The organism is Phenylobacterium sp. LjRoot219 (assembly GCF_964252995.1).
GTDB lineage: Bacteria > Pseudomonadota > Alphaproteobacteria > Caulobacterales > Caulobacteraceae > Phenylobacterium.
The window spans coordinates 65061-79489 of record NZ_CAXUQI020000002.1 but is presented as its reverse complement, the minus strand read 5'-3'; the positions used below and the strand labels follow the sequence as shown (position 1 = coordinate 79489).

Here is a 14429-nt window from a genome sequence, read left to right as displayed (position 1 = left end):
CGGCATGAGCAAGCCTGCTGATCCGGAGATCTCCCGACGCGATCTGCTGATCGTCGGGGCGGCGGCGACAGCGACCGCGACGGCGCCGTCGTCCGCCGGCGCACAGGGGGCGGCGGGAGCGCCCCCTGTGCTCGCCAAGGTCGCCTTCGAGGTGAACGGCGCCCGGCGCGAGCTGAAGCTGGACACGCGCACGACTTTGCTCGACGCGCTGCGCGAGCACCTCCAGTTCACCGGAACCAAGAAGGGCTGCGACCACGGCCAGTGCGGGGCCTGTACGGTCATCGTCGATGGCCGGCGCATCAACGCCTGCCTGAGCCTTGCGGTCATGCACCAGGGCGACCGGATCACCCCCATCGAAGGCCTGGGCGTCCCGGAACGCCTTCACCCGATGCAGACCGCCTTCATCCGCCACGACGGGTTCCAGTGCGGCTACTGCACGCCGGGGCAGATCTGCTCGGCCGTGGCGATGCTGGGCGAGATCCGGGCCGGGATCCCCAGCCATGTCACCGCCGACCTGACCGCGCCGCCGCAAGCCACCGTTGAGGAGACCCGCGAACGGATGAGCGGCAACCTCTGCCGCTGCGGGGCCTATGCGAACATCCAGCAGGCGATCGGCGAGTTCGCCGGGAGACCGGCGTGAAGGTCTTCTCCTACGAGCGGGCGACGTCACCGGCGGCTGCGGCCGCCGCGGCCGCGCGCGCCAAGGGGGCCAAGTTCATCGCCGGCGGCACCAACCTGCTTGACCTGATGAAGCTGGAGATCGAGACGCCGGCGCATCTGATCGACCTCAACGGCCTGGCGCTCGACCGGATCGAGCCGACGGCGCAGGGCGGCCTGCGGATCGGCGCGCTGGTGCGCAACACCGATCTTGCCGCCCACCCGCAGGTCCGGCGCGACTATGGGCTGCTCTCGCGGGCGCTGCTCGCCGGCGCCTCGGGCCAGTTGCGCAACAAGGCGACGACCGCCGGCAACCTGCTGCAGCGCACCCGCTGCCCCTACTTCTACGACCCCGACCAGCCCTGCAACAAACGCCGCCCGGGCGCCGGCTGCGCGGCGATCGGCGGCTTCAACCGCCCGCTGGCGGTTCTTGGCGGCGGCGACGCCTGCATCGCCACCCACCCGAGCGACATGGCGGTCGCGATGCGCGCGCTCGACGCGGTCGTCGAGACTGTCCAGCCGGACGGCCGGACCCGCCGCATTCCGATCGCCGACTTCCACCGGCTGCCCGGCGACACGCCGCACATCGAAACGGCGCTGGCCCCGGCCGAACTGATCACCGCGGTCACCTTGCCCAAGCCGCTCGGCGGCGTGCAGCTCTACCGCAAGGTCCGCGACCGGGCGTCCTACGCCTTCGCCCTGATCTCGGTGGCCGCGGTCGTGCAGCCGGACGGAAGCGGCCGGGTGGCGCTCGGCGGCGTGGCCCCGAAGCCCTGGCGGGTCGAGGCCGCCGAGGCCGAGCTGCCGCGCGGCGCCAAGGCGGTCGCGGCCGGCTTGCTGGCCGGCGCGAAGCCCACCGCCCAGAACGCATTCAAGCTGACGCTGGTCGAGCGCACGCTGGGCGCCGTGCTGGCGCAAGCCAAGGCCTGAACCGATGAAGTTCGACACCCCGGCCGGCGCCAACCCGATCGACCAGCTGAAGGTGGTGGGCCAGCCGACCGACCGCATCGACGGCGCGCTGAAGGTCGCCGGCGCGGCCGCCTACGCCTATGAGCGCAACGCCGTCGCGCCGAACCACGCCTACGGCTGCGTCGTCGGCGCGGGGATCGCCAAGGGGCGGGTCCGGGCGATCGACCTGAGCTGGGCGCGCCGGGCGCCGGGCGTCCGGGCCATCGTCACCGCTGAGACCGCGGGGCCGCTGGGCAAGGCGAACCGCAACACCGCGCGGCTGTTGGGCGGGCCGGAGGTCGAGCACTATCACCAGGCGCTGGCGCTGGTGGTCGCCGACACCTTCGAGCAGGCCCGCGCCGCCGCCGCGCTGGTCCGCGTCGAGTACGAGGTGGCGAAGGGCCGGTTCGATCTCGCGGCCGAGCAGGCCGCCGCGGTCAAGCCGGGCAGGGGCGCCCCCGACAGCGCGGTCGGCGATTTCGACGCCGCCTTCGCCGCCGCGCCGGTGCGGTTCGAGGCCACCTACACCACGCCCGACCATGCGCACGCGATGATGGAGCCGCATGCGACGATCGCCGCGTGGACCGGCGACGCCGTCGACCTCTGGACCTCGAACCAGATGGTCGACTGGGCGCGCAGCGACGTCGCCACGACGCTCGGCATCCCGAAGGAGAAGGTGCGGATCAGCTCGCCCTTCATCGGCGGCGGCTTCGGCGGCAAGCTCTACCTGCGCACCGACGCGGTGCTGGCGGCGCTCGGCGCGCGGGCGGCGGGCCGGCCGGTGAAGGTGGCGCTCCAGCGGCCGCTGATCTTCAACAACACCCCGCACCGCCCGGCGACCATCCAGCGCGTCCGCATCGGCGCCGGTCGCGACGGCAAGATCACCGCGATCGCGCACGAGAGCTGGTCCGGCGACCTGCCGGGAGGCAAGGCCGACGGGGCGGTCTACCAAACGCGGCTGCTCTACGCCGGCGCCCACCGGATGACCGCCACCCGGCTCGCCGCGCTCGACCTGGCCGAGGGCAACTCGATGCGCGCCCCTGGCGAGGCCACCGGCTTGATGGCGCTCGAGATCGCCATGGACGAGATGGCCGAGCAGCTGGGCCTCGATCCGGTGGAGTTCCGGATCCGCAACGACACCCAGGTCGACCCTGAGAAGCCGGAGCGGCCGTTCTCGCAGCGCCAACTGGTCGAGTGCCTGCGTCTCGGCGCCGAGCGGTTCGGCTGGCAAGCGCGCTCGGCGACCGCCGGGCGCCGCCGCGAAGGCCAATGGCTGGTCGGCCTCGGCGTCGCGGCGGCCTACCGCGGAGCGCCGGTGCTGAAGTCGGCCGCGCGGGTGCGGCTGGACGCCCGCGGCGTGGTCACCGTTGAGACCGACATGACCGACATCGGCACCGGCTCCTACACGATCATCGCCCAGACGGCGGCCGAGATGCTGGGCGTGGCCCTGCACAAGGTCGTGGTGCGGCTGGGGGATTCGACCTTCCCGGTCTCGGCCGGGTCGGGCGGGCAGTGGGGCGCGGCGAGCTCCACCGCCGGGGTCTACGCCGCCTGCATCAAGCTGCGCGAGGCGGTGACCGGGAAGCTCGGCTTCGACGCCGCCGAGGCGGTGTTCGCCGGCGGTCAGGTCCGGCAGCGGGACCGCAGCGTCGCGCTCGCCGAAGCGGCGGGGACCGACGGCCTGGTCGCCGAGGACGTCATGGAATACGGCGATCTCGCCCGGAAGTACCAGCAGGCGACGTTCGGCGCGCATTTCGCCGAGGTCGGGGTGGACGCCGACACCGGCGAGGTGCGGGTCCGACGGATGCTGGCGGTGTGCGCCGCCGGGCGCATCCTCAACCCCAAGACGGCGCGCAGCCAGGTGATCGGCGGGATGACCATGGGGCTCGGCGCCGCGCTGATGGAGGAGCTGGCGGTCGACAAGCGCCATGGCTTCTTCGTCAACCACGACCTGGCCGGCTACGAGGTCCCGGTGCATGCCGACATCCTGCAGCAGGACGTCATCTTCCTCGACGAAGCCGATCCGACCTCGTCGCCGATGAAGGCCAAGGGCGTCGGCGAACTGGGGATCTGCGGGGTCGCCGCGGCCGTGGCCAACGCGATCTACAACGCTGTTGGCGTACGGGTGCGGGACTATCCGGTCACCCTCGACAAGCTCCTGGCCGGCCTGCCGACCGCCGGTGACTAGCTGAAGAGGCCCCGGCCGCCCCAGGGAGCGGCCGGGCTTTTGAGACCTTAGGCCTGGGCGGAGAGGCCGGCCGCGGCGACGCCCGCCAGGGCGCAGGCCTCGTCGTTGTCGGAGGTGTCACCGGTGATCCCGACGGCGCCGATGATGCGATCGTCGGAGCTGCGGATCAGCACCCCGCCGGCCACCGGGACGATCGCCGTCGCCGCGCCGGCGCCCAGGGCGGCCAGCGCGCCCACGAAGTGCGGCCGCTCCTGCGCCATGGCGCCGATCTGCCGCGACGACACGCCCAGCGCCAGCGCGCCGGCCGCCTTCGCTGTCGCGATCTGCGGCCGCAGGTTGGAGGCCCCGTCCTGCCGTTGCAGGGCGACCGTGTGGCCGCCGGCGTCCAGCACCGCCACCGTCAGCGGCTTCAGCTTGAGGCGCGCGCCTTCCTTGAGGGCGGCCTCGACGATGGTGTTGGCCTGGGCAAGCGTCAGCTCGTTCGCCGGCATGGGGTACCTCATTTCCTGGTCGTGATGTGTTGCGGCCGTCGGCCGGCGGATTGCGTCACCGGAAGATCGGTCAGCCGGTCCGAAAAATCTGTTCGATTCTCGGCCGTCAAGGCCCGCCCGTCGCAAGGGCGATACACGGCCCAGCATCAGCGCGCATAATTTCCGCGTGCACCAGCTGGCGGACCGGCGCTTGGCCGCTCTACGCCCGGTCGCCGCTGCGGGCTGCGCGCAACGCCTTCTTGTCGATCTTTCCGGTGGCGCCGAGCGGGATGTCATCGACGAAGGTCACGGCGTCGGGCATCCACCACCTGGCGATCTTGCCGTCCAGAAAGCTGAGGAAATCCTCGGCCGTGGCGGTCTCGCCCGAGCGGAGCTTGACGATCAGCACCGGCCGCTCGTCCCACTTCGGGTGCGGCGCGCCGATCACCGCGCAGAGCTCCGCCTTGGGATGGCCCATCGCCAGGTTCTCGATTTCGATCGACGAGATCCATTCGCCGCCGGACTTGATGACGTCCTTCGCCCGGTCGGTGATCTGCATGAAGCCATGCTCGTCGATGGTGGCGACGTCCCCGGTGTCGAAGTAGCCGTCGTCATCGAGCATCTCGTCGTCGCGCTTGAAGTAGCGGCGCGCGACGAAGGGCCCCTTCACCTTGAGGTGGCCGAAGGCCTGGCCGTCGTGCGGCAGGCGCCGGTCCTCGTCGTCGGCGAGCTTCATCTCCACCATCAACGGCGGACGGCCCTGCTTCAGGAGGCAGCGCATCTGCGCGTCTGGCTGCAGGGCGGCGATCCGGGGCGTCGGCGAGGCGATCGCGCCGAGCGGCGAGGTCTCGGTCATGCCCCAGGCGTGGACCACCTCGACGCCGTAGTCGTCGCGGAAGGCGCGCACCAGCGCTTCGGGCGCCGCCGAGCCGCCGATCACCACCCGCTCCAGCGTGCTCAGCTTGCCACCGGTCTCGCGCAGGTGGGTGAGCAGGCCCTGCCAGACGGTCGGCACCGCGGCCGAGAAGGTGACGCGCTCCCGCTCCAGCAGCTCGTGCACCGAGCGGCCGTCGAGCCGCGCGCCCGGCAGCACCAGCTTGGCGCCGACGGCGGGCGCGGCGAAGGTCAGCCCCCAGGCGTTGGCGTGGAACATCGGCACGATCGGCAGGATCACGTCGCGCGCGCCCAGGCCGAACACGTCCGGGCCGAGGGTCGCCAGGGTGTGCAGGAAGCTCGAGCGGTGGGAGTAGAGCACGCCCTTCGGGTCGCCGGTCGTGCCGGAGGTGTAGCAGAGGCCCGCCGCGGCGGTCTCCTCGAAGCCGCCCCAGGCGCAGTCCTCCGGGCTCTCCCGCACCAGGGTCTCGAAGCAGAGCGCGCCGGGGAAGTCGACCTCGGCCATGTGCGCCTCGTCGGTCATGACGATGACGTGCTCGACGCTCGGCATCCTGGCCCGCTGGGTCAGCAGCGTCGGCAGGAAGCTGAGATCGGCGAAGATCACCCGGTCTTCGGCGTGGTTGATGATGTAGCAGAGCTGCTCGACGAAGAGCCGCGGGTTGAGCGTGTGGCAGACCGCGCCCATGCCCATGATGGCGTACCAGGCCTCCATGTGGCGGGCGGTGTTCCAGGCGAGCGTCGCGACCCGGTCGCCGGGCCGCACACCGAGCGCCTTCAGCGCGTTGGTCAGCCGCCGCGCCCGGCCGTGCAACTCGGCATAGCTGGTGCGGGCGATCGGACCTTCGACCGTGCGGGTGACGATCTCGGTCTGCGGGTGCTGCGCCTTGGCGTAGTCGAGGATCTTGTCGACCGTGAGCGGCCAGTCCTGCATCAGGCCGGGAAGGATGGTCATGCCGTTGCTCGCTGCGGTGTGGGGGTCAGGCCGCCAGGGCGTCGGCGGGGGTCTCCGCCAGTTCGGCCCAGCCTTCGGTGAGGCTGATCACCTGGCCTGGCGCCTGGGTCAGGATCTGGCTCGCGTACAGGCGCGCGAGCGCGACCTTGCTGCGCAGCCAGGCCTCGGTTGACCCGGCCGCCGCCAGCGCCTGGCGGGCCAGCACCCAGCCGCCGATCACGTCGCCGGCCAGTTGCAGGTACGGCGTCGCGGCGGCCTGGGCGGGCGCGCCGGCGTTCTGCAGCATCCACTCGCTGGCCTGGTCCAGGGCCGCCACCGCGCTCGCCAGACGCGCGGCGACGCTCCGGAGCTCGGGGATCTCGATCAGCTGCTCGGCGCACAGCAGCATCTCGTCGCAGAGCTCGGCCATGACGCCGCCGTTCGCCATCGGCAGCTTGCGGCCGACGAGGTCGAGCGCCTGGACGCCGTTGGTCCCTTCGTAGATCGGCGCGATCCGGGCGTCGCGGTAGTGTTGCGCCGCGCCGGTCTCCTCAATGTAGCCCATGCCGCCGTGCACCTGCAGGCCGGCCGAGGCGGCGAGCACGCCGGCGTCGGTCGACCAGGCCTTGGCGATCGGGGTCAGCAGCTCCTCGCGGGCGCGGGCGGCGGCGCGCTCGGCGGCGCTGCCGGCCAGGCGCGCCCGGTCAGCGCAGATCGCCGTGGTCAGGCAGATGCCGCGCGCAGCCTCGATCCGCGCCTTGGTCAGCAGCAGGGTGCGGCGCACGTCGGGATGGTCGTAGATCACCGCCGAGGGCTCGGCCGACCAGACGGCGCGGCCCTGACGCCGCTCCTGGGCGTAGGCCAGCGCGCGCTGGAACGCCCGCTCGGCCACGCCGACGCCTTGCGTCCCGACCTGCAGGCGCGCGGCGTTCATCATGACGAACATATGCGCCACGCCCTGGTTCGGCTCGCCGACCAGCTCGGCCTTCGCCCCCTCGAACAGCATCACGCAGGTCGGCGAGGCGTGGATGCCCAGCTTGTGCTCGATCCCGCCGGGTCGCAGTGCGTTGGTCGGTCCCAGCGAGCCGTCGTCGTTCACCAGATACTTCGTGGCGAGGAACAGGCTGAGGCCCTTCACGCCCGGCGGCGCATCCGGCAGGCGGGCCAAGACCAGGTGACAGATGTTGTCCGCCGCATCGTGGTCGCCCCAGCTGATGAAGATCTTCTGGCCGGTGAGCCGGTAGCCGCCTTCGCCGTCTGGCTCGGCCTTGGTGGTCAGCGCGGCCAGGTCGGTGCCGGCCTGCGGCTCGGTCAGGTTCATGGTCCCGGTCCAGTCTCCGGAGACCAGCTTCGGCAGCACCAGGCGCTGCTGGCGCTTGGTGCCGTGACGGCTCAGCGCCTCGATGGCGCCCAGCGAGAGCGTCGGGCACAGGCCGAAGCTCATGTTGGCGGCGTGCACCATCTCCATCACCGCCACCTCGAGGGCCTTCGGCAGCCCCTGGCCGCCGAACTCGAGATCGGCGGAGAGCCCGGTCCAGCCGCCCGCGGCGAAGCGGCGGTAGGCGTCGGCGAAGCCCGGCGGCAGCACCACGCGGCCGTCGTCGAACCGCGCGCCGACGCGGTCGCCGGACTGGTTGAGCGGCGCCAGCACGTCCTCGGCGAAGGCTGCAGCCGCCTCCAGCACCGCCTGTAGGGTGGCGGCGTCGAGGTCGGGGAAGGCGGTTTCCAGCAGGGCGTCGTGGCCGGCGGCGCTGAGCGCAAACGCCAGGTCCCGCATGGGAGCGCGGAAGGTCATGGAGAACTCCGGGGAAGTGGGGGCCGGCGCCCGGGAAGGGCGCCGGCGCCGGATCAGAAGGTCTTCGAGGCGCGCACGCCGAAGGTTCGCGGCGTGTTCATGAAGCCGCGCATCAGCGTCGAGCCGGTGGTCGGATCACGCACCCCGAACACCGCATCGAGGATCTGCGGGAACTTGGTGGTGAAGACGTGCTCGTCGGTGAGGTTGTCGACGAACAGGTCGACGTTGAGGCTCTGATCCGGGCTGGCGACGCCCAGCCGGGCGTTCCACAACGTCACGCCCTTCACCCAGCTCTGCGGGTTCAGGTCGTTCGAGGTGTACATCCCCGAGGTGTAGTTCATGTCGCCGCGGAGCGTGGCCGTGTAGCCGCCGAGGAACGGCGAGGTCCTGTACTGGCCGCCGAGGTTCACCTGCCACTTGGGCGCGAAGGTGTTCGGCCGGTCGGTCAGGTCCTGCACCGTCGGGCAAGAGGTCGCCGCTCCGGTGCAGCCCGGCAGGCCGGGCGCGTTCTGGTTGTCGGTGAATTTGGAGTCCAGATAGGCGACGCCCCAGTCGAGCGCGAAGTGTTCGTCCGGCCGCGCCTGGCCTTCCAGCTCGAAGCCCTGGGCCCGCACGCTGCCGGCGTTGCGCACGGTGAAGGTTGAGCCGTCGAACGAGCGGTCCTGGAAGTTGTCGAGGTCGGTTCGGTAGAGGGTGAAGTTCAGCTGCATGCGCCGGTCGAGCAGCATCGACTTCACGCCCACTTCCCAGTCCTTCGAGGTCTCCGAGTTGAACACCCGCTTCTGGCCGAGCACCACTGTGCTGCGGGCCGAATTGAAGCCGCCGGACTTGTAGCCCGTCGAGTAGTTGACGAAACCCATGATGTCGGGCCGCACGCGCCAGGTCAGGTTCGCCCGCCAGGACGGCCGGGTGTCCTTGAACGTCATCCGGGTGGTTTCCGGCACCGCCAGCAGCGCCGCGGTCGGATTGGTGATCGCCTGCTGGAAGAACCCCGACTTGCGGTCTTGGGTCTCGCGCGCGCCAAGGATCAGGTCGAGGTCGGGCGTGATGGCGTAGGTGGTCTGCACATAGGCCGCCAGGCTCGAGGCGCCCTGGCTGAACTGGCCCTGGGTCGCGTGGAACTTCGGCGCGGCGTTGCAGGGGCCGACCAGACCCGGGGCGGCGGCGGCGATGACGAAGCTGCACCACTGGCCGCCGAGATTGAAGAACTCGCCCGTCCGGTAGTCCTCGTCGAAGTAGTAGAGGCCGGCGACGAAATCGAGCTTGCCGTTCAGCAGCGCGCCCTTCGGCGAGATGAACTGCAGCTCGTGGCTCTGGCTCTGGCTGGAGAACGAGCCGTCGCGGGTCAGAAGGTCCGCCGTGGTGAAGACCACGTCGCCGTCGCTCTGCCTGTTCTTCCAGTCGCGGTAGGCGTTGATCAGCCGCACCGTGTAGTCGCCGCCCGGGTTCCAGGTAAGATCGCTGGTGATCCCCGTCTGGGTGTCCGACAGATTGAGGTTGGTGAAGCGCTGGTTGGTCTTGAAGCTCGGCGGATCGCTGAGCGTCGTCGGATTGCCGCCGAGGCGGGCCGTGTAGCGGGCCAGCTGGGTCGGCGATGCGGTGGCGACGTCGACCTGGTTGATCGCCACGCCGTCGCCGCTGGTGCGGGCATAGTCGAGCCGGCCGATCCAGGTGAGGTCGTCAGTCGGCGCCCACTTGGCCGAGAGCCGGCCCTCGGCCAGCGAGTTCTGGCCGTAGGTCTGGCCATCGCTGTTCTTGACGAAGCCGTCGGTGGTGTTGGCGAGACCGGCGAACCGGATGGCGAGCTGGTCGTTGACCGGCACGTTGATCATCGCCTCGCCCTGATAGGCGCCGTACTTCGCCACCTGGCCGCCGACCTTGGCGGCGAAGCCGGCGGTGGACGGCGCGTTGGTCCGCACCGAGATCGCCCCGACCGTGGCGTTGCGCCCGAACAGCGTGCCCTGCGGCCCGCGCAGCACTTCGACGCTCTCCACGTCGAGGAAGGTTTTAAGGATCGCGCCAGGACGGGGAATGAAGGCGCCGTCGATGTAGGGCGCGACGCTCGGGTCGATCGCGAAGTTGGAGGCCGCGCCGAAGCCGCGGATGCGCAGCGAGATCCCCGCCTGCTGGGCGGTGGCGTCGAGGCGCAGGTTCGGCACGGCGCGCGTCAGGTCGACAGCGTCGTCGATGCCCTTGGCGGCCATCGCCTTCTCCGAGACGGCGATGATCGACAGCGGCACGTCCTGGACGTTCTCGGCCCGCTTCTGGGCGGTGACGACGACCTCCTCGATGACCGCGGGGTCGTCCCCGGCCAGGGCCGGCGTGGCCGCCGCGGCAAGGACGAACGCGGACGCGCCCAACAGGCATAGCTTGCGATAATGCATGGTGTTTCCCCCGAACGAGTTTTTTGCGGTTGGATCTGGACGCCGCGCGTCAGCTGGAGCTGGCGCGGTCGGCCTCGCGGATGCGGCCGACGAGCGCGAAGCCCACGGCGGACAGCAGGGCGGCGCAGCCGGCGATCTGCAGCGCGGCCTTGAGCCCGAGCGAGTCGGCGAGCAGGCCGGTGACGGCCGGCCCCGGCGCGAGGCCGAGCAGGTTGTTGGAGAGCGTCAGCACGGCGAGCGCTGCGCCGTGCACCGCCGGCGGCGTGCCGTCGCCGACGATCGCTCCGGCGGGACCGGTGGTCGCCCCGGCGCAGAACAGGCCGACCAGGGCGCAGGCGATCTGCGCCGGCCCCGCCGGCAGGATGAGCGCCAGCTGCAGGAAGACGAAGGTGGTCAGCGCATAGGCCGCGGCCAGCTGCGGTCGCCGCCCGGGCCGCGCCGCGCAGGTGCGGTCGGTGACCACGCCCCAGACGATCATTCCCAGGCCGCTGGAGAGCAGCAGGACCGCCGCCGCCGCCGCCGCGGTCGCCGGCTCTAGGCCGTAGGCGCGGTTGAGATAGCTCGGCGTCCAGGCCATCAGCGACCCCAGGACGAAGAGCTGCACGCCGCTGGCCAGGTAGGTCAGCACCAGCTTGCGCGAGCCGAACAGTGCCGCGGCGACGCCGCGCGCACCGAGCTTCTCCACGACCGCGGGCGCGCCGTCCTCGGGCGTGGCGGTGCGAGTGCGCACCACGGCGGCGTAGACCGCCACTAGGCCGAAGCCGATCACGGCCATCATCTGGAAGGCGCCGCGCCAGCCGAAGTGGGCGGCGATGGCCCCGCCCAGCGTCAGGCCGAGGAAGGAGCCGAACAGCCCGCCGGCCATGAAGGCCGAGGTGATGGTCGCTCGCAGGCTGCGCGGGAAATAGGTGAAGACGACCGCCAGGCCGACGCTGCCGTAGGCGGCCTCGCCGACCCCGAGCAGCAGTCGCGCAGCCAGCATCTGGCCGTAGTTCGCGGCTAGGCCGCAGGCGAGGCTGGCGACGCTCCAGGTCAGCGCCATGGCCGCGACGCTGCGGACGCGGCCGATCCGGTCGGCCACCAGCGACAGCGGGAAGGTCAGCAGGCCGACCATCAGCGCGACCACGCCGCCCAGGGCGCCCAGTTGGCCGTCGGTGAGCGCCCACTCCGCCTTGAGCTGGGGAAAGACCGCCGACAGCACCTGGCGCGACATGTAGTCGGACAGCAGCAGGGCGAAGGAGACGGCGAACACCAGCCAGGCGCGCCGGCGATCGGCGACGGGCGTCTCGGCGGCGTCGGAGGTTTCGAGGACGGCGTTCATTGCGACACCAACACTGCGGCGAGCACCAGGGCTGCAATCCAGGCGGTCTCCAGCACGATCAGCAGCACCGGCCGCCAGCCGACCTTCACCAGGGCGCCGAACGAGGTCTTCATGCCCAGCGCGCCGACCGCGGCGACCAGGCACCAGCGGGAGACGGTCGAGGCGCCCTCGACCGCCGGCTTCGGCAGCCAGCCGAGGCTGCCGGCGACGACCAGGGCGGCGAAGGCCAGCAGGAAGAGCGGCACCGGCAGCGGCGCACGGGCGCCGGGTTGGGCCGCGCCGCGCCGCCAGGCGAGGCTGAGGACCACCACCACCGGCAGCAGCAGCGCCACCCGCAGCAGCTTCACATAGGTCGCCACGTCGCCGGTCTGCGGCGAGACGGTGTAGCCGGCGCCGACCACCTGGGCGACGTCGTGGATGGTGCCGCCGAGGAAGATCCCGGCGTGGGTGTGATCGAGGCCGGCGGCGGCGGCGATCAGCGGATAGGTGATCATCGCCACGGTCGACAGCGCCGTCACGGTGACCACGGTGAGGATGGTGTCGCGCTCGCTGTCGTCCGTGCGCGGCAGCACCGAGGCGATCGCCAGCGCCGCCGAGGCGCCGCAGATGCCGACCGCGCCGCCGGACAGCACGCCGAAGGCCCGGCTCTGGCCGAGCAGCCGCGAGACGAGGAAGCCCAGGCCGAGCGTCGTGGCGACGCCGGCGATCACCGTCAGGATCGGCATCACCCCGAGGCTGAGGATCTGGCCGGCGGTGATCTTGGCGCCCAGCAGGGCCACGCCCAGGCGGAGCACCGCCTTGGAGGAGAACTCGATGCCCGCGACGCAGCGGCCTTCCTCGTGCAGGAAATGGAAGGCCATGCCGAACAGCAGGGCGAACAGCATCACCGGCGCGCCGTAGTGCTGCGACAGCCAGGTGGCGGCCAGGGCGATGGTCGAGGCGACCAGGACGCCGGGATAGACGGCCACGAACCGCGCCCGGACCTTGCGCCAGCCGCGCGCCTGCGGCTGCGCCGGGCCGACCCGCGTCGTCAGCCCCTCCATGCCCTCGAGGGACTGGAACAGCCCCCGCGCTGACTGGGTGTCGGTCAGGTAGTCGTTAGCCATGGGCGGCCGCCTCCAGGGCTTTGATCAGCCCCTTGCCGGCCGGCCAGGCGCCGTAGCCGGCGGCTGGGTTGAGGTGGCCGACCTCGCCCAGGCGGGCGATCTCGCCGCCCCAGGCCTCGGCCAGCGCCTCGGAGCGGGTCTCGCCAGCCAGCGGGTCGTTGCTGCTGACCCCGACGACGGCGCGGAACGGCAAGGGCCGGCGCGGCATCGGCAGCCAGCCGTTCGCCTGCAGTTCGTCCAGCGTCGGATAACCCGCCGGCAACGGTGTCTCCGCATCGACCGGGCAGGCCAGCAGGGCGGCGGCGATCGGCCGGCGATGGCGCTCGGCCCAGTGCGCGACCATCAGGCAGCCGGCGCTGTGCGCCACCAGGATCACCGGCCCGTCGATCTCGGCGACCGCCTGGTCCAAGGCCTCGACCCGGGCCGCGCAGCTCAGCTTGTCGTGGGTCAGCGGCTCGACGGTGCGCGAGCCCGGCAGCTCCTGCGCTAGCAGGGTCTGCCAGTGTTCAGGCACGTGATCCCGCAGGCCGGGAACGAACAGGATGGTCGATCGCACTTGCGCGCGCTCCTTGGCGCGGCCCGTCAGGGCCGGTGAAGAGAGGAGGGGAAGGCGGCGGCCAGCGCCGCCGGGCCGGGTCAGGCGTGGTGCAGGAAGCCCTTCTGACCGGGCTGGCGGTTCGGCGCGTAGCCGTTCCTGGCCAGGGTCTCGTCAGTGCTCTGGTAGAACTCGCCGATCCGGTAGATGCGCTTGGCTTCCTGGCCCGTGGCGATCTCGCGGCCGAACTCGCGGGAGATCCGCACCAGCTGCTCGATCTGCTTGACCGAGGTCATCTTGGCGCTGCGGTCCTGGGTCCAGAGGTTGTCCTCGTTGCCGCAGCGGACGTGCAGGCCCATTGGGATGGCCATCATGTTCAGCGGCAGCACATTGCGCATCGAGGCTTCGAGGGTCAGCACCGCGCCGTCCGGCACCGCCCGGATGAAGTTCATCATCGTGTAGGGGTTCGGCGCGTCGAAGCCGCCGCCGATCGCCACCCAGGTGAGGATCAGCGGGCCGTAGAACTTCCCGCGGCGCATCATCCGCTCGAGCGTGTCGAGCTGCGAGATGTGGCCGAGCTGGAAGTGCGACTGGATGCCGGCGGCGCTGAGCCGGCGGACGTGCTCCTCGCACCAGCCGGGGCCGGCCGGGACGATCATCTCGCGGTAGGCTTCGAACATCGCCGGCTCGCCCAGCGAGGTGCCGTCGAGGTCGCCCGGCTGCATCAGCTCGACGACGTTGAACTGGCTGGTGTTGACCGCGACGGTCACCTGATCCGGCCGCGGGCTAAGCTCGGCCAGCATGTGCCGGGCGTCGTCGGACAGCCACTTGGCTTCCTGGCCCTCGTCCTCCGGCGCGAACGAGATCGACCCCCCGACCTGCAGGATCATGTCCGGCACCGCCTCGCGCAGGCGGCCGATCAGTTCGTTGAACTTCGACAGCCGCTTGGAGCCGTGGCCGTCCTCCTCACGGACGTGGAGGTGCAGCACGGTGGCGCCGGCGTTGTAGCAGTCGACCGCCATCTGGACGTGCTCGTCCATCGACACCGGCAGGTCCTCGGGGAAGTCGCGCGGCAGCCACTCCGGCCCGTAGGGGGCGACCGTGATGACCAGGTTTTCCTGGTTCTCGGGCAGCAGGGAGTCGTCGAGGAAGTTCATCCAACTGGTTCCTGGGCTTGGATTTTTTGTGGGAGCGCTGAGG

At 71.4% G+C, this 14429-nt stretch carries 11 protein-coding genes; 3 read left to right on the top strand and 8 right to left on the bottom strand.

Annotated features, from left to right (window positions below; translation table 11 throughout):
* Window positions 1-4: 4 nt before the first annotated feature.
* Genes paoA through paoC form a run of 3 tightly spaced genes read left to right on the top strand, consistent with a single transcriptional unit; the run spans window position 5 to window position 3793 of the window.
* Entirely contained in the window at window positions 5-640 is a 636-nt protein-coding gene (paoA, locus tag ACSQ14_RS18410; protein ID WP_436015604.1) for an aldehyde dehydrogenase iron-sulfur subunit PaoA, read from the top strand.
* Window positions 637-1587, top strand: a complete 951-nt coding sequence (locus ACSQ14_RS18405) for an FAD binding domain-containing protein (RefSeq protein WP_436015602.1) — start codon at window positions 637-639, stop codon at window positions 1585-1587. Before paoA ends, ACSQ14_RS18405 begins: the two co-directional genes overlap by 4 nt.
* A gap of 4 nt (window positions 1588-1591) precedes the next feature.
* Complete coding sequence (paoC, locus tag ACSQ14_RS18400; protein WP_436015600.1) at window positions 1592-3793, top strand: aldehyde oxidoreductase molybdenum-binding subunit PaoC; 2202 nt, start codon at window positions 1592-1594, stop codon at window positions 3791-3793.
* Window positions 3794-3840: 47 nt separating this feature from the next.
* Here the strand turns inward: paoC and ACSQ14_RS18395 are convergent, their stop codons facing one another.
* The 8 genes from ACSQ14_RS18395 to ACSQ14_RS18360 form a co-directional block, all read right to left on the bottom strand.
* Window positions 3841-4284: a GlcG/HbpS family heme-binding protein gene (locus ACSQ14_RS18395; RefSeq protein WP_436015598.1), complete on the bottom strand. Its 444-nt coding sequence runs from the start codon at window positions 4282-4284 to the stop codon at window positions 3841-3843.
* Between the two features lie 199 nt (window positions 4285-4483).
* A complete protein-coding gene (locus ACSQ14_RS18390; protein WP_436015596.1) occupies window positions 4484-6109 on the bottom strand; it encodes a long-chain-fatty-acid--CoA ligase in 1626 nt (541 codons plus the stop codon).
* 25 nt (window positions 6110-6134) lie between these two features.
* Entirely contained in the window at window positions 6135-7883 is a 1749-nt protein-coding gene (locus ACSQ14_RS18385) for an acyl-CoA dehydrogenase (RefSeq protein WP_436015594.1), read from the bottom strand.
* Window positions 7884-7936: 53 nt separating this feature from the next.
* A complete protein-coding gene (locus ACSQ14_RS18380; protein WP_436015592.1) occupies window positions 7937-10267 on the bottom strand; it encodes a TonB-dependent receptor in 2331 nt (776 codons plus the stop codon).
* A gap of 49 nt (window positions 10268-10316) precedes the next feature.
* Window positions 10317-11588: an MFS transporter gene (locus ACSQ14_RS18375; protein WP_436015590.1), complete on the bottom strand. Its 1272-nt coding sequence runs from the start codon at window positions 11586-11588 to the stop codon at window positions 10317-10319.
* The gene (locus tag ACSQ14_RS18370; RefSeq protein ID WP_436015588.1) at window positions 11585-12694 is read right to left on the bottom strand and encodes a YeiH family protein; all 1110 of its coding nucleotides are present in this window, start codon (window positions 12692-12694) and stop codon (window positions 11585-11587) included. The genes ACSQ14_RS18375 and ACSQ14_RS18370 overlap by 4 nt, the downstream gene beginning before the upstream one ends.
* Window positions 12687-13250 carry an RBBP9/YdeN family alpha/beta hydrolase gene (locus ACSQ14_RS18365; RefSeq protein ID WP_436015586.1) on the bottom strand — a complete coding sequence of 188 codons (564 nt, stop codon included), beginning with the start codon at window positions 13248-13250 and terminating at the stop codon, window positions 12687-12689. The genes ACSQ14_RS18370 and ACSQ14_RS18365 overlap by 8 nt, the downstream gene beginning before the upstream one ends.
* A gap of 80 nt (window positions 13251-13330) precedes the next feature.
* The gene (locus ACSQ14_RS18360) at window positions 13331-14386 is read right to left on the bottom strand and encodes a 3-keto-5-aminohexanoate cleavage protein (protein ID WP_436015584.1); all 1056 of its coding nucleotides are present in this window, start codon (window positions 14384-14386) and stop codon (window positions 13331-13333) included.
* Between the last annotated feature and the right edge of the window lie 43 nt (window positions 14387-14429).

What these genes read in the sequence shown, in the direction of transcription:
- paoA (WP_436015604.1), top strand. Translation starts at nt 5, where the DNA reads ATGAGCAAGCCTGCTGATCCGGAGATCTCCCGACGCGATCTGCTGATC.
- paoC (WP_436015600.1), top strand. Translation starts at nt 1,592, where the DNA reads ATGAAGTTCGACACCCCGGCCGGCGCCAACCCGATCGACCAGCTGAAG.
- ACSQ14_RS18395 (WP_436015598.1), bottom strand. Translation starts at nt 4,284, where the DNA reads ATGCCGGCGAACGAGCTGACGCTTGCCCAGGCCAACACCATCGTCGAG.
- ACSQ14_RS18390 (WP_436015596.1), bottom strand. Translation starts at nt 6,109, where the DNA reads ATGACCATCCTTCCCGGCCTGATGCAGGACTGGCCGCTCACGGTCGAC.
- ACSQ14_RS18385 (WP_436015594.1), bottom strand. Translation starts at nt 7,883, where the DNA reads ATGACCTTCCGCGCTCCCATGCGGGACCTGGCGTTTGCGCTCAGCGCC.
- ACSQ14_RS18380 (WP_436015592.1), bottom strand. Translation starts at nt 10,267, where the DNA reads ATGCATTATCGCAAGCTATGCCTGTTGGGCGCGTCCGCGTTCGTCCTT.
- ACSQ14_RS18375 (WP_436015590.1), bottom strand. Translation starts at nt 11,588, where the DNA reads ATGAACGCCGTCCTCGAAACCTCCGACGCCGCCGAGACGCCCGTCGCC.
- ACSQ14_RS18370 (WP_436015588.1), bottom strand. Translation starts at nt 12,694, where the DNA reads ATGGCTAACGACTACCTGACCGACACCCAGTCAGCGCGGGGGCTGTTC.
- ACSQ14_RS18360 (WP_436015584.1), bottom strand. Translation starts at nt 14,386, where the DNA reads ATGAACTTCCTCGACGACTCCCTGCTGCCCGAGAACCAGGAAAACCTG.